This is a genomic window from Labedaea rhizosphaerae, from assembly GCF_004362825.1.
Lineage (GTDB): Bacteria > Actinomycetota > Actinomycetes > Mycobacteriales > Pseudonocardiaceae > Labedaea > Labedaea rhizosphaerae.
In genome coordinates, this window is the sequence record NZ_SNXZ01000002.1 from 994323 (window position 1) to 1019325 (window position 25003).

The window sequence follows — 25003 nt, forward strand, 5'->3', positions numbered from 1 at the left end:
ACCGTAATGACGGCTCAGCCGAATCGCCGTCCAGCCCCGCTCACATGTTCCGGACAGGCGGGTCTGGGTAACCCCGGCCCATGGGTGACTACGACAACACGATCACCGTCGACGTCCCGCCTGCGCGGCTCTTCGACTACCTGGCCGACGTCCGGCACCTCCCGGACTACATGCCCCGGCTGACCTCGGCGAAGCCCGCCGGCGGCGACAAGGTCGAGGTGACCGCGCACCTCGAGGACAAGGACACGCCCGGTCCCGGCGACCAGGACGTCGAAGGCGAGGCGTGGATCCACGTGCTCGAACAGGGCAAGACCCTGGAATGGGGCGCCCCCGGCCCGCACGACTACCACGGCAAGCTGCACGTCTCCCCCGGCTCCAGCGAGGGCACCTCGACGCTGGAAGTGGAGCTGCACACCGAACGCACCGAGGGCGGCCGGGTGGACGACGGACTGCGGGAAACGTTGCAGGGCATCAAGTCCGCGGTCGAGCGGGCCGAGCGCTGAGGACCTGGTCGACCACGTACCTGGCGTTGGCGACCAGGCCCGGGTTGGTGTCCCAGTAGTACGGCAGTTGCAGCAGCGCGATCGACAGGGCCCACGCCCGCCCGCGCTCCCACGTCACGTCGTCGACGGCCAGTTCGGCGCGGAACGCCGCGCGGGCGTCGGGTCCCATCAGGTTCCAGGCCGGGATCAGGTCGACCGTGGGGTTGCCGGTGCCCGTGGTGCCGAAGTCGATCACGGCGGCGAGCCTGCCGTCGTGCGTCAGGAGGTTGCCCGGGGACAGGTCGCCGTGCAGCCAGGCGACCTCGTCGGTGTCGGGCAGGAGCAGCGCCGCGTCCCACACCTCGGTGATCGCGGCCGTGTCCATGCGGCCGTCGAGTTCGGCGATGGCCGCGCGGACGTAGGAGTCGCGGGCGGCGAGGGCTCCGCCGCGGCCCGCGCGGGGGCCGTCCGGCTCGATCTCCCGCAACGCCAGGACGAACCGCGCCAGGTCGCGGGCGAAGGGCACCGTCACCGAACCCTCGACGGGATTCGTCCCGTCCAGCCAGCGGTAGACCGACCACGGCGCGGCGAACCCGGCTGCGGGCGTGCCCTCGTGCACCGGCTCCGGCACGGTCACCGGCAGGTGCGGCGCGAGCCGGGTCAGCAGGTCGCGCTCGGCGATGATCGCGTCGATCGCGCGTGGCAGCCGCGGCAGGCGGGCGACCAGGTCGTCGCCGATGCGGAACAAGGCGTTCTCCGTGCCCGAGGAAGCCACCCGGCGCACCGGCCGGTCTGCCCATTGTGGACACTGGGTGGCGAGCAGGCCGACCACCAATTCCGGCGTGATGTCGAACTCGTCGGCGTGCATCCGCATGCGTCAGAAGCGATCCGGCCGGTAGGGCGTGAGGTCGAAGCCGGGATCGCGACCGAGGACGAGGTCGGCGACCAGCCGCCCCGCGTACGGCGCCAGCGTCAGCCCACCGGGGCCGAAACCCGTTGCCACGTAGAGGTTTTCGTCGAGCTGACCCAGCAGGGGTTCGCCGTCCGGGCTGGCCGGGCGGAACCCGACCCTGGTCTCCAGCAAGGTCGCCGTGGCCAGCCCGGGGGCGACGGCGAGCGCGTGGGACAACACCTCGGCCTGCCCCGCCGCCGTCACCCGGTGGTCGAAGCCGGACCCGGTTTCGCGGGTGGCCCCGGCGACGACCCGCGAGCCGGGGAACGCCAACAGGTAGTGGCTGGACACCGGCAACACGACCGGCCATGAAGCGGTGTCGGTGCCAGGCAAGGAGAAGTGGCTGATCTGCCCGCGCTGCGGCGCGACCGGCAGGTCGACCAGCTCGCTCGTCCAGGCACCCGCGGCGAGGACCACCGCGTCGGCGCCGTGGGCGACGCCGTCGACCCGCAGGCCGCCGTCGAGGGTGACCCGACCGGAGATCAACTCGGCGCCGGAGGCCGCCAGCAGCGCCGAACGCAGCCTGCGACCGTCGACCCGGCCCGCGCGGGACACGTGCACGGCCGCGAGCGACGGTGCCAGCGGCGGGAACAGTTCGCGGGCTTGCTCCGGGGTCAACCGCGTCACGGCACCGGCCGGGCGCCCGGCCAGCCGCTGCTCCGCCTCGTCCAGCTCGTCCGGCGAAGCCGAGACGACCAGCCCGCCGACGACTTCGTAGGAGGTGCCCGGCACGGCCGCGGCGAGTTCCGGGTAGTAGGCGCCGGCGGCCTCGGCGAGCGGGTAGCCCTCGTGCCGCCGCGATGTCCAAGGGCTGACGATCCCGGCGCCCGCAGCAGTGGCGGCGCCCTCGCGACCCGCGTCCACGACCTGCACCGAGACACCGGCTTTGGCCAGGTGCCAGGCCACCGACGCCCCGGCGACCCCACTCCCCACGATGATCACGCGCACCCTCGTCAGCGTGCCACACGCGACTACCGCCGACCGAGCCGTTAACGGCAAGGCAACCGGCGACCCGCGCACCGGCGACCGGCAGCCGAGGCGTCGATGGCTACCGGCGGCCGAGGCGTCGCTCGCCGGTCGCGCCCGGCCGGTACGTCAGCCCGTAGTGGGCGTAGACCTGCGGTTCCTCTTCGCTGGTCAGCTCGCCGTCCACGTCGATCGACGGTGCGTCCTTGATCATCTTCTTGGCCGGGGTCACCTTGAGGTGCTTCGGCGTCACCACCGCGCCCGCCAGCGGCGCGAACACCAGCCGGTGCTTGCCGAGCATGCCGACCTTGATGGTGCCGAACGCCGGTTCGTCGCTGCTCGTGTCGAAGTAGACCGCCTCGAGGGTGCCCACCTTGTCCTCGGCAACGTCGACCACGGGCAGGCCGACCCAGTCTCGGATGTTCTCCGCCGGAAACGTCATACCCGCTGGCTACCCTGGACCGGCTGTTCGTGAACCCACCCGTCGGGGTGATCAGACGACGCCGCGATCCTGGCTGCGGGGATCGGTGACGACGTGGTCGGCGTAGACGCCCGAGCGGGCGGTCCGCCGCCAGGGCCGGGCCTTGAACACCGCCACCTCCACCGACTCGGCCGACTCGTCCAGGTCGGTGACCACCACAGCGGCCGAACCGTCGGCCGGGCCGCGATCCACCCACCGCCCGTCCGGTCCGGCGAGGCCGGACGGCGCGCTCGACCCGGCCAGCGCCGCATAGCTCACCCAGTAGCTGTTGGTGGCCGCGTGCGCCAGCGCTTCCGCCGCGAACACTTGGCCGTCGGGTTCGCCAGTCGTCGAGAACAGCACGCAGTCCACGTCCCGGCGCTCGTACTCAGCGAAAAGCTCGGCGAAGTGCGATTCCATGCCCAGCGCGCAGCCGAAGCGGACGCCGTCCACGGTGAAGGTGATCGGTTCCGTGCCCGGCGCGTACATATGCGACACCTTGGTGTTGGACAACATCCGCTCGTCGTAGCGCGTGACGATCGAGCCGTTGTCGGACACCACGTACAGGCTGTTGTGCGGACGGTGCGGCGGGGTCAGCGGGTGCACCGACCCCAGCACGGTCCACAGGCGCAGTTCGCCAGCCAGCGCCGCGATCGCGGTCAGCTCGCGGCGCAACGCCGCCCAGTCGGCACGCGACCAGTCGGCCGGGCCGATCCGGTCAGGACCGGTCGACGACATGATCGCCTTGTGCGGCGAGCACAACGCCCCCTCGGGCAGGTGCAGCACCCGCGCCCCGCGCTGCGCGGCCTGGCGCATCAGCAGCCGTACCACGGTCGCGGTGTGGGCGAGCGCGGCGGTGTCACCCGGATCCGCGCAGAGCGGGCTCTGCGCGATCGCGATACGCACTCGTTTCGGCTCCGGCGTGGCCACTTCTCCGGTCGTGCGGAGGTGCCGCAGGGCCGCGGTGTAGGACTCGCCGGTCTTGGCCGCGCGTGCGCGAACCCGGCGCTTCAAGCTCTTGTTGGCAGTCATCGGGCCTTCCAAACGCCTCGCGCGCCCATCCCCCAGCGACACCGCGCGAAGCGGCTGGTCGGTGACCGCGACCCGAGACGACGAAGGTCCCTTTGCCCCGAAGGATCCTGGCCGCGCTGGGGGCGGCCGGTGCGGGGTTCGGCGTTAGGTCACGCCGGACCCGAGAGTACTTACTCCACCGGCGGGAGGTCCAGTTCCGTGTGGCGGGTGGCGAGGGTGAGGGCCAGTTCGGCCAGTTTGACGTTGAGGTCCTGCGACATCCGGCGCAGCAGGTCGAACGCCTGGTCGCCGGTGATGCCGCGGCGGTCCATCAGGATGCCCTTGGCCTGGCCGATCACGTCACGCGAGTCGATGGCCTTGCGCAGTTGCTCGGCCTGCAGTTCGGCGTACTCGACGGCCTGGGTGTGCGCCAGCGCGAGCGATGCGTGCGTGGCGAGCAGCAATGCGGTGGTGTGGTCGGCCCGGTCGAGGCCGTGTGCCTTCCAGGAGTAGACGTTCAGCGCGCCGGTGGATCTAGGAGGGCGGGCGCTGGGCAACAGCGTGGTGGCCAGGACCGAGCCGACGCCGGCGCTCAGGGCGATCGGGCCCCACTTCGGCCACTTGCCGTCGTCGGCCAGATCCGCGCTGTAGGCGAGCGCGGGGCCGGTGGGTTCCGCGCAGGCCACGCACGGTCCCTCTTGCGCCTCATACTGCACGAGGTCGAGTTCGACCGCGACCTGGTGGGTCGCGACGGGCGTGTGGAACGTGCCGTCCGGTGAGCGCAGGGTCACGCTGACGAAATCGGCGCCCGGCAACACGGCCACGGCGGCCTGAGCCACCTGCTCGAGCGCGCCCGCCACGGTGGGCGCCGACAGCAACGCCCTGGTCAGCTCGGCGAACTGGCCCGCCAGCGGACCGGTGTCCACGCTGTGGTGAGCCAGGAACTCCGCGCGCTCCAGTTCCCACTCCCGTTCGTCGAACTCGGTGGTCATGGTCGTCCTCTCACCTGCACCGATGGTCCCCAGATGAAGTTGCAGCTTCCCCCGAAAGGGTTACGCTAATTCCCACGGTTGAGCAGCGAGCCGTTCCCCCGGGCGGGTGCCCGCGTCGACCGACTCGACCATCGGCCCCTGCCCCGAATCGCCGGGAGCCGCCCGCATGACAGCGATAAGACCACACTTCGCCACCGCATTGAACGGTGACAGCACCGCTTTGCGTGCCTTGACACGTTACGTCCACCGAGTCGGCGAGGGCCTCGGCGTCGGGCCCGAGTCCACTTGGTGCGAACTGGGCGACGAACCGACCGCCTACGTGGCGCTCGAACAACACCGCGGGCGCAACGACATGGCGCTCGTGTGGGACGTACGGCACGGCTGGGCCGCCGTCGTGGAGACGCACTCCGGCGAGGACATGCTGGTGCTCGCCTACTTCGGCCCCGACCCGCTGCCGGTGTCCGCGGACGTCGTCGCGTTCACCAAGCGGGTGCTCGCCGGCGAGCCCGCCGGTCAGCTGGACCCGCCCGTGTGCGCGCCCGCCGACTTCGGCCGGCTGAGACAGTTCATCTGACCACTCATCTGACGACGACCGCGTGCTCGCCGCGCGGGACCAGCTCGCCGATCACCGGCGCGCCCGGGATCTCCCCGGCCAGCAGCAGCCCGCCCGAGGTTTGCGCGTCGGCGAGCAGCAGCGCCTCGAGTTCGTCCACCCGGGACAGGTCGGTGTACGGACGCACCCAGTCGAGGTTGCGGCGGGTGCCGCCACTGACGAACCCGTCCGCCGCGGCCGCGCGCGCCCCGGCCAGGTACGGCACGGCGGCCGCGTCGAGCACGGCGGTGACGCCGCTGGCGCGGGCCATCTTGTAGACGTGACCGAGCAACCCGAAGCCCGTCACGTCCGTGGCGGCCCGGATGCCCGCGGCGAGTGCCGCTTGGGCGGCGTCCCGGTTCAACGCGGCCATGGTCGCCACCGCCTCGGCGAAGATCTCACCGGTGGCCTTGTGCCGGTTGTTGAGCACGCCCACACCCAGCGGTTTGGTCAACGACAACGGCAGGCCGGGGCGCGCGGCGTCGTTGCGCAGCAACCGGTCCGGGTCGGCGGTGCCGGTGACGGCCATGCCGTACTTGGGTTCCGGGTCGTCGATCGAGTGCCCGCCCGCGACGTGGCACTGCGCCTGCGTGGCGACGTCGAGCCCGCCCCGCAGTACCTCGGTCATCAATTCGAGCGGCAGCACGTCCCGCGGCCACGCGAGCAGGTTCAGCGCGACCAGCGGGCTGCCGCCCATGGCGTAGACGTCGGAGAGGGCGTTGGCCGCCGCGATCCGGCCCCAGTCGTACGGGTCGTCGACCACCGGCGTGAAGAAGTCCGTGGTCGCGACGATGGCCAGACCCGGCCGCAGCGAGACGACGGCCGCGTCGTCGCCGTCGTCGAGGCCGACCAGCAGGTCCCCGCGGCCGGTCGCGGGAACGAGACCGGCGACCGCCTGCTCCAGTTCGCCGGGCGGGATCTTGCACGCGCAGCCACCGCCGTGGGCGTACTGGGTGAGCCGGATCGCGGTCGTCGTCATGCCCCAATGCTGCCCCGCGCCGAGTCTGTTGGCACTATTGGCCCATGTCGCGGGGAGGCGTATCCGGCCTGGTGACCGGCGCGGTCTTCAAAACCGTTGAGCGGCAGCAGCTGTCGCTGGCGGGTTCGATTCCCGTCCGCCTCCGCCACGGTGGACGGTCGTGACCGACGCCAGGCGTGCGGTGCCCGGCACCGACAAGGTGCTCGCCGACCCCCGCCTCGCGCCCTACCTGGAGACACGCGGCCGTGACGCGGTGAAACGGGCCATCCACGCCGCGCAAGGCCGCGCCCGCACCGGGGTGCTCGCACCCGATGACGTGGTGACCGCCGTGCTCGACGACCTGGCCCAGCCGACCGGCGCCCGCCCGGTGATCAACGCGACCGGCGTCCTCGTGCACACGAACCTCGGCCGTGCGCCGTTGTCCGCCGCGGCCGTCACGGCGATCCAGGACGCGGCCGGAACCACCGACGTCGAGTTAGACCTGGCCACCGGCAAACGGGCCCGGCGCGGACGCGACACCGTGGCCGCGCTGGCCGACGCGGTGCCCGACGCCGGCGGCGTGCACGTGGTCAACAACAACGCCGCCGCGCTCCTGCTGACCGCGCTGACTTTGGCGCCAGGCAAGGAAATCGTGCTGAGCCGGGGCGAACTGGTGGAGATCGGCGACGGGTTCCGCATCCCGGACCTCCTCACCTCCGCCGGGGCCCGGTTGCGCGAAGTCGGCACCACGAACCGCACCACGGTGGCCGACTACGCCGGGGCCATCGGCCCGGACACGGGGTTCGTGCTCAAGATCCACCCGTCGAACTTCCTGGTCACCGGCTTCACCGCGAGCGTGCCGACCAGCGAACTGGCCGAGCTGGGCGTGCCCCTGGTGGTGGACATCGGCTCCGGGCTGCTGCGCCCGCACCCGCTGCTGCCCGACGAACCCGACGCGGCGACGGCCCTGCGCGACGGCGCCACGCTGGTCACGGCCAGCGGCGACAAGCTGCTCGGCGGGCCCCAGGCCGGACTGCTGCTCGGCGACGCGGACCTCGTGGAGCGGCTGCGGCGACACCCGGCCGCGCGGGCCATGCGGGTGGACAAGCTGACGCTGGCCGCCCTGGAGGCGACGTTGCGTGGCCCCGAACCGCCGGTGCTCGCCGCCTTGAACGCCGAACTCCCGGCCCTCGAACAGCGCGCGCAGGCGTTGATGGACCGGTTGTGGGAGCACGGGGTGCCGGCCGCGGTCGTGCCGTCCCGTGCCGCCGTCGGCGGTGGCGGCGCGCCGGGCGTGACGTTGCCGAGCGTCGCCATCGCGGTGCCCGCGCACTACGCGCCACTGCTGCGCATGGGCGCGATTCCCGTGGTGGGCCGGGTCGAACAGGGCCGATGCCTGCTCGACCTGCGCACGATCCGGTCCGAGCAGGAGGACGCGCTCGTCGCCGCGGTAGCCGCATGCGCGTGATCGCCACGGCGGGCCACGTCGACCACGGCAAGTCCACGCTGGTGCGGGCGCTCACCGGGATGGAACCCGACCGGTGGGCCGAGGAGCGGCGCCGCGGCCTGACCATCGGGCTCGGTTACGTGTGGACCGACCTCGACGGCGAGCGGGTCGCGTTCGTGGACGTGCCCGGGCACGAGCGGTTCGTGCCCACCATGCTCGCCGGGGTCGGGCCGGTGCCCGCGGTGCTGTTCGTGGTCGCCGCGGACGGCGGGTGGATGCCGCAGACCAGCGAGCACCTCGCCGTGCTGGACGCGTTCGGCGTGCGGCACGGGCTGCTCGCGATCACCCGCGCCGACCTCGCCGACCCCGAGCCGGCCCGCGCGGATGCCTTGGAACGCATCGCCGCGACGAGCCTCGGCACCGTCGAGTCGGTGGCGGTCAGCGCGGTCACCGGCGCCGGCCTGGCCGAGCTGCGCGCGGCGTTGCGGCGGCTCACCCTGCCCGACGCCGACCCGGACGCCGACGTGCGGCTGTGGGTGGACCGCGTGTTCAGCGTGTCCGGGGCGGGCACGGTCGTCACGGGGACACTCGCCGCCGGGTCGATCGCCGTGGGCGACAAGTTCGCGCTGCCCGCCGGGCACACGGCGATCGCACGGTCAGTGCAGTCGCTGGGCGAACCGGTCGAAGCGGCGGCCGCGGTCGCGCGCGTCGCGGTGAACCTGCGCGGCGTCGAGGCCGGGCAGCTCGCCCGGGGCAGCGCACTGCTCACGCCGGGCGCGTGGGACCACACGGACACGATCGACGTCCGGCTGACCAAGCCGGCCCGGCTGCCGTCGGAACTGGTACTGCACATCGGCTCGGCCGCCGTCCCAGTGCGAGTGCGGGCGCTGGATCCCCGCGCGGCGCGGCTTCAGTTGCGGTCGCCGTTGCCGCTGCGGATCGGCGATCGCGTGGTGTTGCGTGATCCCGGACAGCACGCGATCGCGGCCGGGGCGGACGTCCTGGACCTCGATCCCCCGCCGTTGCGGCGTTCCGGGGCCGCCGCCCGCCGCGCGGCCGCACTCGCCGACGTCACCGATCCGGCCCGGTTCTTGGTGGCGCAGCACGGTTTCCGGCACGCGGATCAGCTCCGCCGGGCCGGGCTCACCCCGCCCTCCGAGCCCTTCGTGGGCGACTGGCACGTCGATCCGGACGCCCTGCGCGACCGGATCGAGAGGGCGGCCCCTGCGTTGGACGCCTGGCTCTCCGAACACCCGCTGCGGCCCGGCATGCCGCTCGAAACCCTGGCCGGCCGGCTCGACCTGCCCGACGTCGCGCTGGCCGCGCCGATCGTCGAACGAGCGGGCCTGGCCGTCTCGGGTGGACTCGTGCGCAAGGAACCGGATCGCGCGCTGCCCGCCGCCCTGACCCGCGCGATCGACCAGGTCCGCGCCCAGCTGGCCGACGACCCGTTCGCCGCGCCGGACGTCGAGCGGCTGCGCGAGCTGGGCCTCGGCGTGGCCGAACTGGCGGCCGCCGAGCGAGCGGGTTTTGTGACGCGGGTCACTGACACCGTGGTGCTCCTGCCGGACGCCCCGGACCGCGCCATGGCGGTGTTGCAAGCCCTGGACCAGCCCTTCTCGGTCAGCGCGGCCCGCATGGCGCTGGGCACCAGCAGACGGGTCGCGGTGCCGCTCCTGGAGCTGCTTGACCGAATTGGCCGGACCCGTCGCGACGCGCTGGGCAACCGGACCTGCGTGATTGCCCCGGAGTGACTAAATTCCTCAATCGTGGGTGCGCGCCAGTGGTTTCTCGGCTGGCCGGTGGTCCGTCAGGCCACCGGTCCCGACAAGCTGGGACGCGGCGCCGCGGTGCAGTCGCAGCGCTCCGCCGCGCTGACCCCGCGCACCAGCACCGCCGACAAGGTCGTCAAGTCCGTCTGCCCGTACTGCGCGGTCGGCTGCGGACAGCAGGTGTTCGTCAAGGACGGCGAAGTCACCCAGATCGAGGGCGACCCGAACTCGCCGATCTCGCGTGGTCGCCTGTGCCCCAAGGGTTCGGCGAGCAAGCAGCTGGTCACCAGCCCGTCGCGGATCAGCGAGGTCCTCTACCGGCGCCCGCACGGCACCGACTGGGAGCGCCTGCCGCTCGACAAGGCCATGGACATGATCGCCGACCGGGTCATCAAGACCCGGCGTGAGGTCTGGCAGGACACCAACGACGACGGCTGCACGCTGCGCCGCACCATGGGCATCGCGAGCCTCGGCGGCGCGACGCTGGACAACGAAGAGAACTACCTGATGAAGAAGCTCTACACCGCGCTCGGTGCGGTGCAGATCGAGAACCAGGCCCGTATTTGACACTCCGCTACGGTGCCCGGTCTGGGTACTTCCTTCGGTCGCGGCGGCGCCACGACGTTCCAGCAGGACCTGCAGAACGCTGACTGTATCGTCATCCAGGGCTCGAACATGGCCGAGTGCCACCCCGTTGGGTTCCAGTGGGTGATGGAGGCCAAGCGGCGCGGCGCGAAGATCATCCACGTGGACCCGCGGTTCACCCGCACCAGCGCGGTGGCCGACGTGCACGTGCCCCTGCGCGCGGGCAGCGACATCGTGTTCCTGGGCGCCCTGGTCAACCACGTGCTGCAGAACGAACTCGACTTCCGCGAGTACGTGGTCGCCTACACCAACGCCTCGGCGATCCTGCGCGACGACTACGCCGACCCCGAGGACCTCGACGGCCTGTTCTCCGGCTTCGACAAGGACAACCGGACCTACGACCACACGACGTGGGCCTACGAGGACGCCGAGGCGGCGGCCGCGGCGGGTGACCGCCAGGACCACCCCGGCGATGATCACCCTGGCGATCACGGCGGCGAGCAGCACGGCGAGACGGCACGGTCGGAGTCCTACGGCAGCGGCGGCGCCACCATGCGGGCCAAGCCGCACCACGACCCGACGCTGCAGCACCCGCGTTGCGTCTACCAGGTGCTCAAGCGCCACTTCGCCCGCTACACGCCGGAACTGGTCCAGGACGTGTGCGGGGTGCCGCCGGAGCTCTTCGCCGAGGTCGCCGACGCGGTCACGCGGAACTCGGGCCGCGAGCGCACGACCGCGTTCTGCTACGCGGTCGGTTGGACCCAGCACACCGTGGGCGCGCAGTACATCCGCACCGCGTCGATCCTGCAGTCGTTGCTGGGCAACATCGGCCGCCCCGGCGGCGGCATCCTGGCCCTGCGCGGGCACGCCAGCATCCAGGGGTCGACCGACATCCCGACGTTGTTCAACATCCTGCCCGGCTACATCCCGATGCCCCACGCCGAGAAGCACCTCGACCTGGACCGGTTCGTGGCCGAGGACTCGGGCAAGACCGGGTTCTGGGGCAACATGCGCGCCTACACGGTCAGCCTGCTCAAGGCGTACTGGGGCGAGCACGCCACGGCGACGAACGACTACTGCTTCGACTACCTGCCGCGGATCACCGGCAACCACGGCACCTACGACACCGTGATGCGCCAGATCAAGGGCGAGTGCAAGGGCTACTTCGTCGTCGGGGAGAACCCGGCGGTCGGCTCGGCCAACGCGAAGATGCAGCGCCTGGGCATGGCCAACCTGGACTGGCTGGTGGTGCGCGACTTCCAGCTGATCGAGAGCGCCACGTTCTGGAAGGACGGGCCGGAGATCGAGACCGGCGAGCTGACCACCGAGGAGATCGCCACCGAGGTCTTCTTCCTGCCGGCCGCCGCGCACACCGAGAAGGACGGCAGCTTCACCAACACCCAGCGGCTGCTGCAGTGGCACCACAAGGCGGTCGAGCCGCCCGGCGAGGCCCGCAGCGAGCTGTGGTTCTACTACCACCTCGGCAAGATCATCCGGGAGAAGCTCGCGGGCAGCACGGACGTGCGCGACCGGCCGCTGCTGGACCTGGCGTGGGACTACGGCGAGGAGGGCCCGCTGGCCGAGCCGTCGGCCGACCTGGTGCTCGCCGAGATCAACGGCTCGGGACCGGACGGCCCGCTCTCGTCGTACACCGAGCTCAAGGACGACGGCTCGACCAGCAGCGGCTGCTGGATCTACTGCGGAGTGCGGGCCGAAGGCGTGAACCAGGCGGCCCGGCGCAAGCCCGGCAAGGAGCAGACGTGGGTGGCCCCGGAGTGGGGCTGGGCGTGGCCGGCCAACCGACGGATCCTCTACAACCGGGCGTCCGCCGACCCCGACGGCAACCCGTGGAGCGAGCGCAAGCGCTACGTGTGGTGGGACGCCGAGGAAGAGAAGTGGACGGGCGCCGACGTGCCCGACTTCGAGCCCACCAAGCGACCGGACTACGAGCCGCCGGTGGACGCGAGGGCGCAGGACGGGATCGGCGGCGCCGAGCCGTTCATCATGCAGACCGACGGCCGCGCCTGGCTCTTCGCGCCCGCCGGCCTGGCCGACGGGCCGATGCCGACGCACTACGAGCCGTTCGAGTCCCCTGTGGACAACGCGCTGTACGGCCAGCGGGAGAACCCGACGCGTGAGGCGTACGACCGGCCCGACAACCGCTACAACCCCGCGGGCAGCGACGTCTTCCCGTTCGTGTTCACCACCTACCGGCTGACCGAGCACCACACCGCGGGCGGGATGAGCCGCACGCTGCCCTACCTGTCGGAGTTGCAGCCGGAGTTCTTCTGCGAGGTCTCCCCCGCCCTCGCCGAGCAGCGCGGGCTCGAGCACATGGGCTGGGCGACGATCGTGTCCGCGCGCACCGCGATCGAGGCGCGTGTGCTGGTGACCGAGCGCATGAAGCCGCTGCGGGTGCGGGGGCGCATCATCCACCAGGTGGGCCTGCCGTACCACTGGGGCCCGAATGGACTGTCCACAGGGGACGCGGCCAACGAGCTGCTGTCCGTGGTGCTCGACCCGAACGTGCACATCCAGGAGGCGAAGGCGGCCACCTGCGACATCCGGCCGGGCCGGCGCCCGCGTGGCCCGGGGTTGTTGACGTTCATGGACGACTACCGCAGGCGCGCCGGTGTCCCCGAGGAAGGACCGTGATGGGCAACCGGCTTTCCGGACCGCTCGACGACCCGGCGCAGGACGCCGGCTACCCCGGCGGGCACCCGCCACGCATGGGGTTCTTCACCGACACCTCGGTGTGCATCGGCTGCAAGGCCTGCGAGGTGGCGTGCAAGGAGTGGAACTCCGTTCCGGAGGACGGGATCGACCTGCTCGGCCTGTCCTACGACAACACCGGCGAGTTGTCCGCGAACACGTGGCGGCACGTGGCGTTCGTCGAGCAGAAGGTCTCCGCCCCCGCCGTGGACATCGGGATGCCGACGATCGGCGCGCCCAAGCAAACCGACGACCAATCCGGCGACCGCGACGGTGTGCGCTGGCTGATGTCCAGTGACGTGTGCAAGCACTGCACGCACGCCGCGTGCCTCGACGTCTGTCCCACGGGTTCGTTGTTCCGCACCGAGTTCGGCACCGTCGTGGTGCAGGACGACATCTGCAACGGTTGCGGCTACTGCGTTCCAGCCTGCCCGTACGGGGTGATCGGCAAGCGCGAAGGCGATGGCCGGGCGTGGAAGTGCACGCTGTGCTACGACCGGATCGGCGACGGGCTCCAGCCCGCGTGCGCGACCGCGTGCCCGACCGAGTCGATCCAATATGGACCGTTGGACGAGTTGCGGGAACGCGCGGACCGCCGCCTGGAAGAACTGCACGAGAAGGGTGTCGAACAGGCGCGGCTGTACGGCCGCGATCCCGACGACGGCGTGGGCGGTGACGGCGCGTTCTTCCTGCTGCTGGACGAGCCGGAGGTGTACGGCCTGCCGCCGGATCCCGTCGTGACGACGCGCGACCTGCCGGCGATGTGGAAGCGCGCGGCCGTGGCGGCGGCGAGCGTGGCGGCCGGGGTCGCCTGGGCGTTCCTGGGGCGCTCATGAGCCCCAAGCGCGAGAAGGCGATGGTGCCGCAGGCGGAATTCCGGTCCTACTACGGCAAACCGATCCTCAAGCCGCCCGCGTGGAAGGTGCCGGACGTCCCCGGCTACCTCTTCCTCGGTGGCCTGGCGGGCGCGTCGGCGACGATGGCCGCCGCCGCGACGCTGACCGGCCGCCCGGAACTGGCGAAGATCGGCCACCTGGCCGCGGCCGGTGGCGCGCTGGGCAGCGTCGGCGCGTTGGTCCACGACCTGGGGCGCCCGGAACGGTTCCTGAACATGTTGCGGGTGTTCAAGGTGACCTCGCCGCTGTCGGTGGGGTCGTGGATCCTGGCCCCGTTCAGCGGGCTGGCGGTGGCCGCCGCGGGCTCGCAGCTCACCGGGATCTTCCCCCGGCTCGGCGCGCTGGCGGGGTGGGGCGCCGGGGCCCTGGGCCCGGCGATGTGCACGTACACGGCGGTCCTGCTGGCCGACACGGCCGTGCCCGCGTGGCACGAGGCGCACCCGTACCTGCCGTTCGTGTTCGCCGGCAGCGCGATGTCGTCGGGCGCGGGCATGGCCCTGGTCGCCGCCCCCGTGGCGTCGACCCGGCCGGTGGTGCGTGTCGGACTCCTCGGTGCGGCCATGGAGACGGCGGCGCTGACCACCGTGGAGCGGTCGCTCGGCGTGGTGTCGGAGCCCTACCACAGCGGCCGGCCGGGCACGCTGCTCAAGGCGGCGAAGGTCCTCACGGCCACCGGCGCCGGCCTGTCGTTGTTCGGCAGGCGGAGCCGGGTCGCCGCCGTGGCCGCGGGTGCCGCGTACCTCGCGGCAGGCATCTGCACCCGGTTCGGGGTCTACCACGCGGGCGTGGAGTCCACTAAGGACCCGAAGTACGTGGTGACGCCCCAGCGCGAGCGGCTCGCCGCCCGGCACTGACGACCGCACCCGCTCCTCAGCCCGTTCGTTCGGCCTTCCTGCCCAAACGCACCCACCCCTTCGGCGGTATGTCCCGGCGGGTGAACGACTTACCGTACATGTCGGGAATTCCCCGACAATTGATCAATTGTGTTCTCCCCCAACGGAACCCCTGCACCGAGGGAAGGGATCACCCCATGATCAGAAGAAGGATGGCCTGCGCCCTGTTGGGCAGCATGGCCGTGGCCGCCGCCATGACCCTGCCGGCCGCCGCCGACGCGACACCCAGCGCCGACGCCGCACCCAAGGTGAGCGCGAGCGAGATGGCCGCCATGCAGCGGGACCTGCACCTGACCGCCACCCAGGTGAACACCCGGCTGGCCCAGGAAGCGACCGCCGCGCAGCAGGAGAAGACCGCCCGCGACGCGCTCGGCGCCGCGTACGCCGGGTCGTGGTTCGACGCGGCCAGCGGTCACCTGGTGGTCGCGAGCACCGACAAGGCCAAGGCCGCCGGGCTCGCCGACGTCAAGACGGTCACGGTCAGGCACAGCGCCGCCGAACTGAACGCCGTGAAGAGCCGGATCGACGCGCTGGCGGGCAAGGCAGCACCCGCCGGGGTCACCGGCTGGCACGTCGACAGCCGCACCAACAGCGTCGTGGTCACGGTCAACACCAAGGCCCGGACCGCGGCCGTGGACTCGTTCGTGGCCAAGGCGACCGCGCTGGGCAACGGCGTGGTGCGCACCGAGACGGTCACGGAATCCCCGCGCACCAAGGCCGACATCATCGGCGCGCTGCCGTACTACATCAACTACGCGGCCCGCTGCTCGATCGGCTTCACGGTCTACAACGGGTTCGTGTCGGCCGGGCACTGCGGCACCCCGGGCTCGACCGCGACCGACTCGAACGGCGCGCTGCTCGGCACGTTCCAGGCCTCGACCTTCCCCGGCAACGACTGGTCGTACGTCGCCGCCGCGGGCGGGGTGAACCTGTACGGCTACATGTACGGCTACGACGGCTATTACTACTACGTGTCCGGCTCGAACGAGATGCCCGAGGGTGCCTCGGTGTGCCGGTCCGGCTCCACCACCGGCATGCACTGCGGCACGATCCAGGCCAAGAACCAGACCGTGAACTACCCGCAGGGCACCGTGTACGGGCTCACCCAGACCAACGTCTGCGCCGAGCCCGGCGACTCCGGTGGTTCGTGGCTCTCGGCCAACCAGGCCCAGGGCGTGACCTCCGGCGGTTCGGGGAACTGCACCTACGGCGGGACGACGTTCTTCCAGCCGGTGAACCCGATCCTGGCCACCTACGGGCTCACGCTGGTGACCACGGCGCCGTGATGTCGACCCTGATCACCTGAGCCGGCGACGGCCCGGTTCACCGCTCGGTGAACCGGGCCAAGCCGGCCAGCAACCGGTCGATGTCTTCGTCGTCGGTGTAGGGCGCAAGGCCGATCCGCAGGCCGCCCTCATCCAGACCCAGCCGGCGCGCCGGTTCGATGGCGTAGAAGGAACCGGCCGGCGCGTTGATGTTCAGCTCGGCCAGGAACACGTGTGCGTCGCGCACCGCCTTGCCGTCGAACGTGATCAGCAGGGTGGGCGTGCGGCTGGCGGCCTTCGAGTGCAGCGTGACGCCGGGCAGTTCGGCCAGGCCCGCTTCGACCTTCTCGCGCAACCGGTCCTCGTGCTCGGCGACGGCGGTCATCGACTCGACGATCCGGGCCCGCCGGGTGCCCGCGGTCGAGGCGAGGCCGCTCAGGAAGTCCGCGGTCGCGGTGCACCCGGCCAGCAGTTCGTAGGGCAGCGTGCCCAGCTCGAAGCGCTCCGGGACGTCGTCGGTGGCGGGCAGGAGCTTGTCCGGGTGGATGGTCTCGAGCAGGTCGGGCCGCGCGACCAGCACACCGCAGTGCGGGCCGAGGAACTTGTAGGGCGAGCAAGCGAAGAAGTCGGCGCCGCACGCGACCACGTCCACCGGGTGGTGCGCGGTGAGGTGCACACCGTCCACGAAGAACAGCGCGCCGGCGTGGTGGACGAGGTCCGCGATCGCCGCCAGCGGCGGCCGGGTGCCCAGCAGGTTGGACGCGCCCGTGACCGCGACCAGCCGGGTCCGCCCGGACAGCACCGCGGCGACGTGGGTGGTGGTCAGCTCGGTGGTCTCGGGGTCGAAGTCGATCCACCGCACGGTGGCGCCCACCGCCTCGGCGGCCTGCACCCACGGCCGGACGTTGGCGTCGTGGTCGAGCCGGCTGACGACGACCTCGTCACCAGGGCCCCAACCCTTGGCCAGCGCGCGGGACAGGTCGTAGGTCAGCTGGGTCATGCTGCGCCCGAACACGACGCCGCCGGGCTCGCCGTTGAGCAGGTCGGCCATGGCTTGCCGGGCACCGACGGTGATGTCGTCGGCGGTGCGCTCGGCCGCGGTGACCCGCCCCCGGTTCGCCATCGGCGAGACCATGGCGTCGCGGACCGCGTCGGCGACCACGTCAGGCACCTGGGAGCCGCCGGGCCCGTCGAAGTGGGCGGCACCGGCACGCAAGGCGGGGAAATGCGCCCGGATCTTCTCGATGTCGTACCGCTGTTCGTTCACTGGACCGACGATCGCAGCTGAGCGTGCCCGTCGGCAAGCGTTCAGGAGCCGGCCGGCTGGAACAGCTCGACGAGGTTGCCCGCCGGGTCGGCGAGCAGGATCTGGCGCCCGCCGGGCCCGGACACCAGGTCGCTGCGGAACCCGAGCCCCGCAGCACGCAGCCGGTCGATCTCCGCGTCGAGGTCGTCGACGATCAAGTGGATGCGGTTGCGACCGGCGGCCGCGGCGTCGGCCGGAGTCGCCTTGGCGCCGGAACTGGCCGGGCCGGACAGCAACAGGCGAAGCGGCCCGCGCACGACGTCGGCGAACGCCGGCGCGACGTTGGTGCGCACGACGAAACCGAAGTGGCCGGTGTAGAAGTCGACGGCGGCCTGGACGTCGTCGACGACGTAGCGGACGCTGGCCAGCTGATCAGTCACGGTGACCTCCCGAGTGGTTGGCGGCGAGCACCGGAAGCAGGTGCCGCACCCTGGTGTCGATCTCCACGGCGATCCGGGCGAACGCCTCGTAGTCGTCCGACCCGCTCGCCGTGGCCGGGTCGGGGATGCTCCAGTGGCTGCGCACGGTGGCATCGTCGAACTCCGGGCAGACCTCGCGGACCTTGTCGCACAACGTGATCACGTAGTCGAACCGCCGACCGGCCACCGAATCCAGGTGCCGTGGGCGCATCCCCGCGAGGTCGAGGCCGAACTCCTTGCGCAGCACCAGAATCGCCGTCGGGTGGAGTTCGGGCTTGGGGTGGCTGCCCGCGCTCGTCACGTCGAGCCGCCCGTCGGTGCGGTGGCGCAGCAGGGCCTCGGCCATCGGCGATCGCGCGCTGTTTCCCGTGCAGGCGAACAACACCCGCGCACCGCTTGGGACGGCGGGGGTCGACGGCCGCAACGCCGGGTGCAGCGAAGATGCCGTGGTGCTCAGCGCGCCAGCGCACTGGTCGAGGTCCAGGTGGTAGTAGCTGTCCCGCGCGTCGAAGCTGCTGCGCCGCGTGGTGACCAGCCCGCCGTCGCGCAGCAGGCGCAAGTGGTAGGAGACAAGGTTCTGCGGCTGACCCAGCCGCTCGGTCAGCTCACGCACGCGGTGATCGCCCGCCGCCAGCTCGCCCAGCAACCGCCACCGCACCGGGTGCGCGGCCAGCCGCACGAACACCGGCACAGCTTCGCTCGACGGCACGACTTGACTCGACGGCACCATGCCGACACGATACATCAAATCAGTTTGATGCATTAGGGAGGCACCGTGAGCGGGCCGCTCGCACGGCGACTGGGTACCGGCGACGCGGTGGTCATCGGGCTCGGGTCGATGATCGGCGCGGGCGTGTTCGCGGCCTTCGGGCCCGCGGCCCGCGCGGCGGGCACCGGCCTGCTGATCGGCCTCGCCATCGCCGCCGTGATCGCCTACTGCAACGCCACCGCCTCCGCGCAGCTCGCGGCGGTCTACCCGGTCTCGGGCGGGACCTACATCTACGGGCGCGAGCGGCTCGGCGCCTGGTGGGGCTTCACCGCCGGGTGGGGGTTCGTGGTCGGCAAGACGGCGTCGTGCGCGGCGATGGCGCTCACCTTCGCCACCTACGCGGTGCCCGGGCCGTGGTGGCTGCAGCGGATCGTCGCCATCGGCGGCGTGATCGCCTTGGCCGCGCTCAACTACCGCGGGATCACCAAGACCGCGACCGTGACCCGGGTGCTGGTCGCCACCAGCCTCGTCGCGCTGGCCATCGTCGTCGTCGGGGCGTTCGGCCGTGCCGACGTGCGGAATCTGGAGCCGGTGAGCGGCGGGGTCTACGGCACCCTGCAGGCGGCCGGGCTGCTGTTCTTCGCCTTCGCGGGGTACGCGCGCATCGCGACCATGGGCGAAGAGGTGCGCGACCCGCGGCGCACCATCCCGCGCGCCATCCCGATCGCGTTGTTCATCGCCGTCGCCGTCTACCTGGTCGTCGCCGTGGCCGCGTTGCTGGCCGCCGGGCCGCAAGGTCTTGCCCACGCGAGCGCGCCGTTGACCGCCGCGGTCCCCAGCGGCTTGGCGCCCGTGGTGCGGATCGGCGCCGCGCTGGCCGCGCTCGGGGCGTTGCTGGCGTTGATCGCGGGCATCGGCCGCACCAGTCTGGCCATGGCCCGCCACCACGACCTGCCCGGCTGGCTCGCCGCCGTGCACCCGCGCCACCAAGTCCCCCACCACGCCGAGATCGCGCTGGCCGTGGTGGTCAGCGCGATCGTGGCGGTCGTCGATCTCCGTGGTGTCATCGGGTTTTCGTCGTTCGGGGTGCTGGTCTACTACGCCATCGCCAACGCGGCGGCGTCCACCCAGCCCGCCGAGCAACGGCGGTGGCCGCGGTGGCTCAACCTGCTGGGTGTCGCGGGGTGCGTGACCTTGGTGGTCACGCTGCCGTGGCAGTCGGTGGTGGCCGGTCTCGTGATGTTCGCGATCGGGCTGACCGGCCGGGCCGTGCTGGCGCGGCCCGGCCGGTGAGCCGTCAGACGATCTGGAGCAGCAGGTCCCGCCCGCGCTCGGCGTTGGCCGGCGCGGTCAGCACGTCGTAGCGACGGGCCACGAGCTGGCTGTGCGACACGAAGTCGCGCTGGCCGCGAGTGGCGCCGTAGCGCATGGCCGCGAAGGCCGTGCCGAACACGACACCGGTGATCAAACCGGTCAGGATCGCGTAGAGCCCGCTGCCCACGGTGAAGAAGCTCAGCAGCAGACCAACGAAGAGGCCGAACCACGCGCCGGACGCCGCTCCCGCCCCGAGCACCCGGCCCCAGGTCAGCCGAGCCGAGACACGCTCGACCACCATCGGCTCGATCCCCACGATGGTGACGCCCTCGACCGGGAAGTTCTTGTCGGCGAGGTGGTCGACCGCGCGCTGCGCCTGCTCGTAGGTGTCGTAGGAGCCGATCGGCCAGCCCTGGGGCAGCGTCGGCAGGCCGGTCACCGGCGAGTACTGGGTGAAACCAGGGTTGAATGCGGTGGTCATTGGTCCTTCCTTTCGCTTGTGCGTCCACCCCGTACAACCGCTGTGAAGCCCGGTTCGTGCCGGATGCCGGAAACCCACAGGCGACTCTCAGCCCACGCTCAGGTGCGCCCGGCAGGCTCAGCGGATCGCGGTGAATACCTCGTCCACCACGGCGGCGACCTGATCCGGGTGCTCGCCGAGGGTGCCGCCCGCGGTCGGGACGCGCACGGTCAGCCCGCCACCCGTGCGCTGGCAGTCGGTGGCGACGACCTGGGTCGGGCTCTCGCTCTCGGCCGCGCGCGCCTGGACGTGGACGATGCACTGCACCGCGCCGAACGTCTTCACGTCCTGCTGCGGCTCGGCCAGGCCGAGGGTCTTCGGGTCCTGGTAGGGCACGTAGAGGCCCGGCGCGTTCGCGCGGACGACCTGCACCTGGAAGATCACGCTGAGGTCGGCCTTGGCGTAGGTCTGGACGGTGGCGGCGGCGCCGTCGTACGCGGTGGAGATGCGCTGCGCGGTCTGGCTGTCCCACGCCGACATCCGCTCGGCGGTGGCCTTGCCGGGGCCCGACGCGTTGCCCGGCACCTCGGCGAACCGCTGGTACTCGCCGACCTTGGCCGGGGCGGTGATCGGCGCGGAACCGCCGCCACCGATGGCGTCGTCGTCGGAGCCGCCGACGGTCAGCCACAGCAGGCCGACGACCAGGGCGCCGACCACGAGGCCGATGCCTGCGGCGAGGTAAAGGGGAACGCGGGACGTGGACGTGGACGTGGGCACGGGCGCGGGCGCAGGTTCGGTGGTCACCCGGGCATCCTGCACGGTCGTGGTTCAGAGCCAGCCGTGGGTCCGGGCTTGCAGCAGGGCTTCCATGCGGTTGCGGGCCCCGGTCTTCCCGATGGCCGAGGACAGGTAGTTGCGCACGGTGCTCGCCGACAGGTGCAGCCGCCCGGCGATGTCGTTGATGGTCGACCCGTCGCCGGACGCGGCGAGCACGTCGCGTTCCCGCTCGGTCAACGGGTTCGGGCCCGCGGTCAGCGCGGCGGCGGCGAGCGCGGGGTCCACCACCGACCCGCCGCCATGCACGGTGCGGATGGCCGCGGCCAGCCCTTCGACCGGCCCGTCCTTGACCAGGAACCCCTTGGCCCCCGCTTCCATGGCGCGACGCAGGTAGCCGGGCCGGCCGAACGTGGTCACGATGATCACCTGGCACCGCGGCAGCGCGGCCCGCAGCGCGACGGCGGCGTCCAGGCCGCTCGCCCCGGGCAGCTCGATGTCCAGCAACGCCACGTCGGGCTGGGCCGCACGGGCCGCCGCGACGACCTCGTCGCCGCGCGCGACCTGACCCACGATCTCGATGTCGTCCTCGAGGTCGAGCAGCACGGCGAGCGCGCCGCGCATCATGGCCTGGTCCTCGGCCAGCAGCACGCGGATCACCGGACTGGTCACGAGACCGGCACGTCCACGCTCAGCCGGAAACCCCGCTCGGCCGGCCCCGCCTCGAGGCTCCCACCCATCGCGCCGACGCGTTCGCGCAGTCCGACCAGGCCGCTGCCACCGCCGGCAGGCTGGCCGCCGACGCCGTCATCGGTGAGCTCCAGCCGCGCCCGGTCCCCGTTGTGCCGCAACACGATCCGACACTCGCGCGCGCCGGAGTGGCGGATCACGTTGGTGGTGCCCTCCCGCACCACCCAGCCCAGCAGGCGGTCCACCGCCGCCGGCAGCGCGGGGTCGGTGTCGCATGTGGACACCTCGATGCCCGCCGCCGCCAACGCCTTGCCCGCGCGGTCCAGTTCCCCGGCAAGGCTTTCCGCCCGGTAGCCGGACACGGCGTCACGCACGTCCTGCAACGCCTGCCGGCCGATCTCCTCGATGTCGCGGGCGTGCTGCTCGGCCGCGTCCGGCTTGCGCGGGATGAGCCGCCGCGTCGCCTCGGCCTTGACCACGATCACCGACAACGTGTGGCCGAGCAGGTCGTGCAGGTCCCGCGAGAACCGCACCCGCTCGGCCGACACGGCGGCCTCGGCGAGGGCCGTGCGGGTCCGGTTCAGCTCGGCGATCACCGCGAACAACCGCTGGAACGCGAACGTGCCCATCCCCGACAGGAACACGATCAAGGCGCACCCCCAGCCCGCCTCGCCCCACGTCCCGCCGTGCCCGAGCACGGTGGCGGCGCCGACCAGGGCGGCGACGCCGATCGCCGTCGGCGCCCACCCCTCGAGGGTCACCGCCAAGGCCACCGACAACGTCACGTAGAGCGACGACCAGTGGGTCGAGTACGCCACCGTCGCGGTCACGGTCACCGCCGCCAGAGCCGCCACGAAGGCCAGCGACGCCGGCCGCGAGGCAACCCGCGGCCAGGTCGCGGTGAGCACCGCGCCCACGCTCAAGGCGAACACCGCGGCGAGGATGAGCCACGCGAGCCAGCCGAGCCGGGCGTCGATCGCGTCGTTGACCGGGGCGATCAGCAGCAACGGCGTCCAGAACAGCACGGTGAACGGGCCACCGGAACGCTCCCACCACGCGCGGTGCGCGCACTGGTCGTCGACGGTCGCGGTCATGTCGGCCATCGTGCTACACCTGGCCCGTTCCGGCGATCAGCGGGATGGGCACGCCCGCCCAGCGCAGGCCCGCGTACCGCTCGATCGTGACCTCGGCGAAGCCGGCGCGCCGGATGGCCCGCTCGGTGTCCCGCGCCGGGTCGCAGCCGCGGTCGAGCACCCGGCTGAACGGCGCGCTCAACCGCTGCAACCGGCGGGGCCAGGTACCCACCGGCGCGGCGACGTGCTCGAAGAACACGAACCGGCCGCCGGGTCGCAGCACCCGGATGACCTCGGCGAGCGTCGCGTCCTGGTCGGTCACCGAGCACAGCACGACCGTGGCCACGACGGCGGACACGCTGGCGTCCGGCAACGGGATCCGCTCGGCGGGCGCGTCGAGCACCTCCGTGTCGTGGCCGTGGGCCCGCGCCACCTCGCGCAGCGTGGCCCGGGCGCGGCGGTTGGGCTCCAGCCCGGTCCAGCGCACCTCACGGCGGAAATAGCCGAAGTTGGCCCCGGTGCCCGCGCCGATCTCGAGCACGTCCCCGCTCAGCGACCCGAGCAGCGCGGCCTTGCGGACCCGGTAGGCGTCGACGTCGTCGGGGATCATCGGGCGGCCGCGGCCACTCGGCTGGGCCGGGCCGCGCCGGCCCGGAAGCCGGCGATCAACACCGCGCCGACGACCAGGTGCATGGCGGTGAGCGACAGCTTCGCGCCCAGGGACTCGCCGCCCATCGGGCTGGCGAGCGACAGGACGAGCACGACCGCCGCGGTGCTCGTCCAGTTGCGCAAACCCTTGGCGCTGCGGCGTTCCAGCAGGGTCAGCAGCCCGAGCCCGGCCAGCCCCACCACCAGGCTGGAGACGAGCACGGCGAGCAGTGTGACGTGCATCGTGCTGCCGCCCATCGGCGTGGCCACCAAGTCGACGCCTGCCACGGGCACGGCGATCAGCCAGACCAGCACCGCCCCGGCCACGGCACCCGCGACACTCAACCATCGAACCGGCATTTCCTTCTCCCCACGTCGGACTGGAACTTGCGATGTCCCGAACGTAGGAGTCGCCGCGCGCCCGCGGCAGAGATGGATGTGTCCAGATGGGCAGGACAAATGTCCTTGGTGTGCACTGACTGGCCCACCGGTGCCCGGTCGGCCAGTACGGTCCTGGCCGTGGCAATCGTGTGGTGTCCCCTGGGGAGCAGGACGATCGACTCCGTGCTCGCCCTCGCCGAGGGCTCGTGGGCACGCGACGGCATCGACGAGACCTGGCGGGCCGCGGGCTGGCTGCAGCCGGGTCGGCCGGGTCCGGCGAAGCTGGTCTTCGACGAGATGACCTACGTGCTCGACGCGGGCGAGCGGCCGGCGACCATCGGGATGGAGTTCGACCCCGACCGGATCACCAGCATCGCCCTGTCCTTCGCCACGTTCCACGACGCCACCGACCCCGCGGACCCCGATGTGGCGGACCTCGTCGATTCGGTCTACTCCGCGCACTGGCAGGCGGATCCCGGCGCCGACCGGCGGCGCTTCGATGCCTTGTGGCGCATCGGGTACCGGGAGCTCGAGGCGCGCCTGGACGCGCCCGAGGCGGCCGGGTACCACGACGAGCAGTGGCAGTACGGCGTGTGGCGGGTGGACGACACCCTGATCACCGTCTACCAGGGTGAGGATTTCGAGTCCTACAGCACGATGGATTCCGCGTCGGTGGGACTGCTTCGCTTTCCCCGCACCGAAAAGGTGCCCGACGGCAAGTGGTTGTACGAACTGATGTGCGGCGTCTGAGAACCGGTCACTCGCGGCCGCGGACGATGTTCGGCTCGAAGTCGTCGTCCTCGGTGCTGCGCGGCTGTTGCCACGTCGACGCGCGGCCGCAGATCACCGACGGCTGCCGCTGCTCGACCCCGAACCCGAAAAACGCGAAGCCGCTGGGGCGGACGCGCTCACGAACCATTTCCTGACCCATGTTGGGGCTCCTTCCGGTTGCCTCGACCATTGCTCGACCCCAAACCAACCACTACTGACTATGAAACTCCCATCACTTTTCCTAAACCCCTAGGCGTTTGAATAGGGGTCGGCCAGGTAACCCCGTGGTGACGATCTCGAGACGAGGAGAACGCCATGGTCCAGCCTGTGCCGCCGGAGCCGGTGCCGTTCCCGACTCCGCCGCCCAACCCCGGCCCGGCGCAGCCCTCACCCGTGCCGCCGCCGCCGCAGCCCCCGCAACCGCCGGAGCCGACCCCGACGCCGGACCCGATGCCCGGGCCCCAGTAACGCTCAC

General features: G+C 71.9%; 27 protein-coding genes and 1 tRNA gene. 12 read left to right on the forward strand and 16 right to left on the reverse strand.

Annotation, left to right across the window (positions count from 1 at the left end; all coding sequences use genetic code 11):
• The first annotated feature begins 80 nt into the window (after positions 1-80).
• Positions 81-503, forward strand: a complete 423-nt coding sequence (locus EV186_RS13815) for an SRPBCC family protein (RefSeq protein WP_133849619.1) — start codon at positions 81-83, stop codon at positions 501-503.
• On the opposite strand, the gene EV186_RS13820 is transcribed toward EV186_RS13815, so the two are convergent.
• From EV186_RS13820 to EV186_RS13840, 5 genes are all read right to left on the reverse strand, one after another.
• The gene (locus tag EV186_RS13820) at positions 472-1356 is read right to left on the reverse strand and encodes an aminoglycoside phosphotransferase family protein (RefSeq protein WP_243754025.1); all 885 of its coding nucleotides are present in this window, start codon (positions 1354-1356) and stop codon (positions 472-474) included. The genes EV186_RS13815 and EV186_RS13820 overlap by 32 nt on opposite strands.
• 3 nt (positions 1357-1359) lie before the next feature.
• Positions 1360-2382 (reverse strand): NAD(P)/FAD-dependent oxidoreductase, encoded by a 1023-nt coding sequence (locus EV186_RS13825; RefSeq protein ID WP_133849620.1) that lies wholly within the window; start codon positions 2380-2382, stop codon positions 1360-1362.
• A 100-nt stretch (positions 2383-2482) separates the two neighbouring features.
• Positions 2483-2842 (reverse strand): PRC-barrel domain-containing protein, encoded by a 360-nt coding sequence (locus EV186_RS13830; RefSeq protein ID WP_133849621.1) that lies wholly within the window; start codon positions 2840-2842, stop codon positions 2483-2485.
• Positions 2843-2893: 51 nt separating this feature from the next.
• Positions 2894-3892, reverse strand: a complete 999-nt coding sequence (locus EV186_RS13835) for a carbon-nitrogen hydrolase family protein (RefSeq protein ID WP_133849622.1) — start codon at positions 3890-3892, stop codon at positions 2894-2896.
• Between the two features lie 170 nt (positions 3893-4062).
• Complete coding sequence (locus EV186_RS13840; RefSeq protein WP_133849623.1) at positions 4063-4863, reverse strand: ANTAR domain-containing protein; 801 nt, start codon at positions 4861-4863, stop codon at positions 4063-4065.
• A 229-nt stretch (positions 4864-5092) separates the two neighbouring features.
• Between EV186_RS13840 and EV186_RS13845 the strand changes: the two genes are divergently transcribed.
• Positions 5093-5437 carry a DUF6292 family protein gene (locus EV186_RS13845; protein WP_133849624.1) on the forward strand — a complete coding sequence of 115 codons (345 nt, stop codon included), beginning with the start codon at positions 5093-5095 and terminating at the stop codon, positions 5435-5437.
• A gap of 4 nt (positions 5438-5441) precedes the next feature.
• Here EV186_RS13845 and selD read toward each other — a convergent pair whose 3' ends face one another.
• Entirely contained in the window at positions 5442-6434 is a 993-nt protein-coding gene (gene selD, locus EV186_RS13850) for a selenide, water dikinase SelD (protein ID WP_133849625.1), read from the reverse strand.
• A 53-nt stretch (positions 6435-6487) separates the two neighbouring features.
• Here selD and EV186_RS13855 point away from each other — a divergent pair.
• From EV186_RS13855 to EV186_RS13890, 7 genes are all read left to right on the forward strand, one after another.
• Positions 6488-6582 (forward strand) — tRNA-Sec (locus EV186_RS13855).
• Between the two features lie 12 nt (positions 6583-6594).
• The gene (selA, locus tag EV186_RS13860) at positions 6595-7881 is read left to right on the forward strand and encodes an L-seryl-tRNA(Sec) selenium transferase (protein WP_133849626.1); all 1287 of its coding nucleotides are present in this window, start codon (positions 6595-6597) and stop codon (positions 7879-7881) included.
• Complete coding sequence (gene selB, locus EV186_RS13865; RefSeq protein WP_133849627.1) at positions 7872-9614, forward strand: selenocysteine-specific translation elongation factor; 1743 nt, start codon at positions 7872-7874, stop codon at positions 9612-9614. Before selA ends, selB begins: the two co-directional genes overlap by 10 nt.
• A 15-nt stretch (positions 9615-9629) precedes the next feature.
• On the forward strand, positions 9630-12872 hold the full coding sequence (gene fdh / locus EV186_RS13875; RefSeq protein ID WP_243754026.1) for a formate dehydrogenase: 3243 nt from the start codon (positions 9630-9632) through the stop codon (positions 12870-12872).
• Positions 12872-13765 (forward strand): 4Fe-4S dicluster domain-containing protein, encoded by an 894-nt coding sequence (locus EV186_RS13880; protein ID WP_133849629.1) that lies wholly within the window; start codon positions 12872-12874, stop codon positions 13763-13765. Before fdh ends, EV186_RS13880 begins: the two co-directional genes overlap by 1 nt.
• Positions 13762-14679: an NrfD/PsrC family molybdoenzyme membrane anchor subunit gene (nrfD, locus tag EV186_RS13885; RefSeq protein WP_133849630.1), complete on the forward strand. Its 918-nt coding sequence runs from the start codon at positions 13762-13764 to the stop codon at positions 14677-14679. The genes EV186_RS13880 and nrfD overlap by 4 nt, the downstream gene beginning before the upstream one ends.
• A 176-nt stretch (positions 14680-14855) precedes the next feature.
• On the forward strand, positions 14856-16004 hold the full coding sequence (locus tag EV186_RS13890; protein ID WP_243754027.1) for a S1 family peptidase: 1149 nt from the start codon (positions 14856-14858) through the stop codon (positions 16002-16004).
• A 37-nt stretch (positions 16005-16041) separates the two neighbouring features.
• Here EV186_RS13890 and EV186_RS13895 read toward each other — a convergent pair whose 3' ends face one another.
• The 3 genes from EV186_RS13895 to EV186_RS13905 are packed head-to-tail and all read right to left on the reverse strand — an operon-like array spanning position 16042 to position 18438.
• Positions 16042-17250 (reverse strand): cysteine desulfurase-like protein, encoded by a 1209-nt coding sequence (locus EV186_RS13895; RefSeq protein WP_133849631.1) that lies wholly within the window; start codon positions 17248-17250, stop codon positions 16042-16044.
• A 41-nt stretch (positions 17251-17291) separates the two neighbouring features.
• A complete protein-coding gene (locus EV186_RS13900) occupies positions 17292-17669 on the reverse strand; it encodes a VOC family protein (RefSeq protein WP_133849632.1) in 378 nt (125 codons plus the stop codon).
• Positions 17662-18438, reverse strand: coding sequence for an arsenate reductase/protein-tyrosine-phosphatase family protein (locus EV186_RS13905; RefSeq protein WP_133849633.1), 777 nt, complete (start codon positions 18436-18438; stop codon positions 17662-17664). Before EV186_RS13905 ends, EV186_RS13900 begins: the two co-directional genes overlap by 8 nt.
• 108 nt (positions 18439-18546) lie before the next feature.
• Here EV186_RS13905 and EV186_RS13910 point away from each other — a divergent pair, with 108 nt between their 5' ends.
• Positions 18547-19710, forward strand: a complete 1164-nt coding sequence (locus EV186_RS13910) for an APC family permease (RefSeq protein ID WP_243754088.1) — start codon at positions 18547-18549, stop codon at positions 19708-19710.
• Positions 19711-19714: 4 nt separating this feature from the next.
• Here EV186_RS13910 and EV186_RS13915 read toward each other — a convergent pair whose 3' ends face one another.
• The 6 genes from EV186_RS13915 to EV186_RS13940 form a co-directional block, all read right to left on the reverse strand.
• Entirely contained in the window at positions 19715-20212 is a 498-nt protein-coding gene (locus EV186_RS13915; protein WP_133849635.1) for a YflT domain-containing protein, read from the reverse strand.
• 117 nt (positions 20213-20329) lie between these two features.
• The gene (locus EV186_RS13920; protein ID WP_133849636.1) at positions 20330-20995 is read right to left on the reverse strand and encodes a hypothetical protein; all 666 of its coding nucleotides are present in this window, start codon (positions 20993-20995) and stop codon (positions 20330-20332) included.
• A gap of 24 nt (positions 20996-21019) precedes the next feature.
• A complete protein-coding gene (locus EV186_RS13925; protein WP_133850244.1) occupies positions 21020-21625 on the reverse strand; it encodes a response regulator transcription factor in 606 nt (201 codons plus the stop codon).
• A gap of 8 nt (positions 21626-21633) precedes the next feature.
• Entirely contained in the window at positions 21634-22749 is a 1116-nt protein-coding gene (locus EV186_RS13930; protein ID WP_166659165.1) for a sensor histidine kinase, read from the reverse strand.
• A gap of 13 nt (positions 22750-22762) precedes the next feature.
• Complete coding sequence (locus EV186_RS13935; RefSeq protein ID WP_133849638.1) at positions 22763-23338, reverse strand: class I SAM-dependent methyltransferase; 576 nt, start codon at positions 23336-23338, stop codon at positions 22763-22765.
• Positions 23335-23736: a DUF6069 family protein gene (locus EV186_RS13940; protein ID WP_133849639.1), complete on the reverse strand. Its 402-nt coding sequence runs from the start codon at positions 23734-23736 to the stop codon at positions 23335-23337. Before EV186_RS13940 ends, EV186_RS13935 begins: the two co-directional genes overlap by 4 nt.
• 159 nt (positions 23737-23895) lie before the next feature.
• On the opposite strand from EV186_RS13940, the gene EV186_RS13945 reads away from it, so the two are divergent.
• Complete coding sequence (locus tag EV186_RS13945) at positions 23896-24507, forward strand: hypothetical protein (RefSeq protein ID WP_133849640.1); 612 nt, start codon at positions 23896-23898, stop codon at positions 24505-24507.
• A gap of 7 nt (positions 24508-24514) precedes the next feature.
• Here EV186_RS13945 and EV186_RS38895 read toward each other — a convergent pair whose 3' ends face one another.
• The gene (locus EV186_RS38895; RefSeq protein WP_166659166.1) at positions 24515-24688 is read right to left on the reverse strand and encodes a hypothetical protein; all 174 of its coding nucleotides are present in this window, start codon (positions 24686-24688) and stop codon (positions 24515-24517) included.
• A gap of 155 nt (positions 24689-24843) precedes the next feature.
• Here EV186_RS38895 and EV186_RS38900 point away from each other — a divergent pair, with 155 nt between their 5' ends.
• A complete protein-coding gene (locus EV186_RS38900) occupies positions 24844-24996 on the forward strand; it encodes a hypothetical protein (RefSeq protein ID WP_166659167.1) in 153 nt (50 codons plus the stop codon).
• Positions 24997-25003 lie beyond the last annotated feature (7 nt).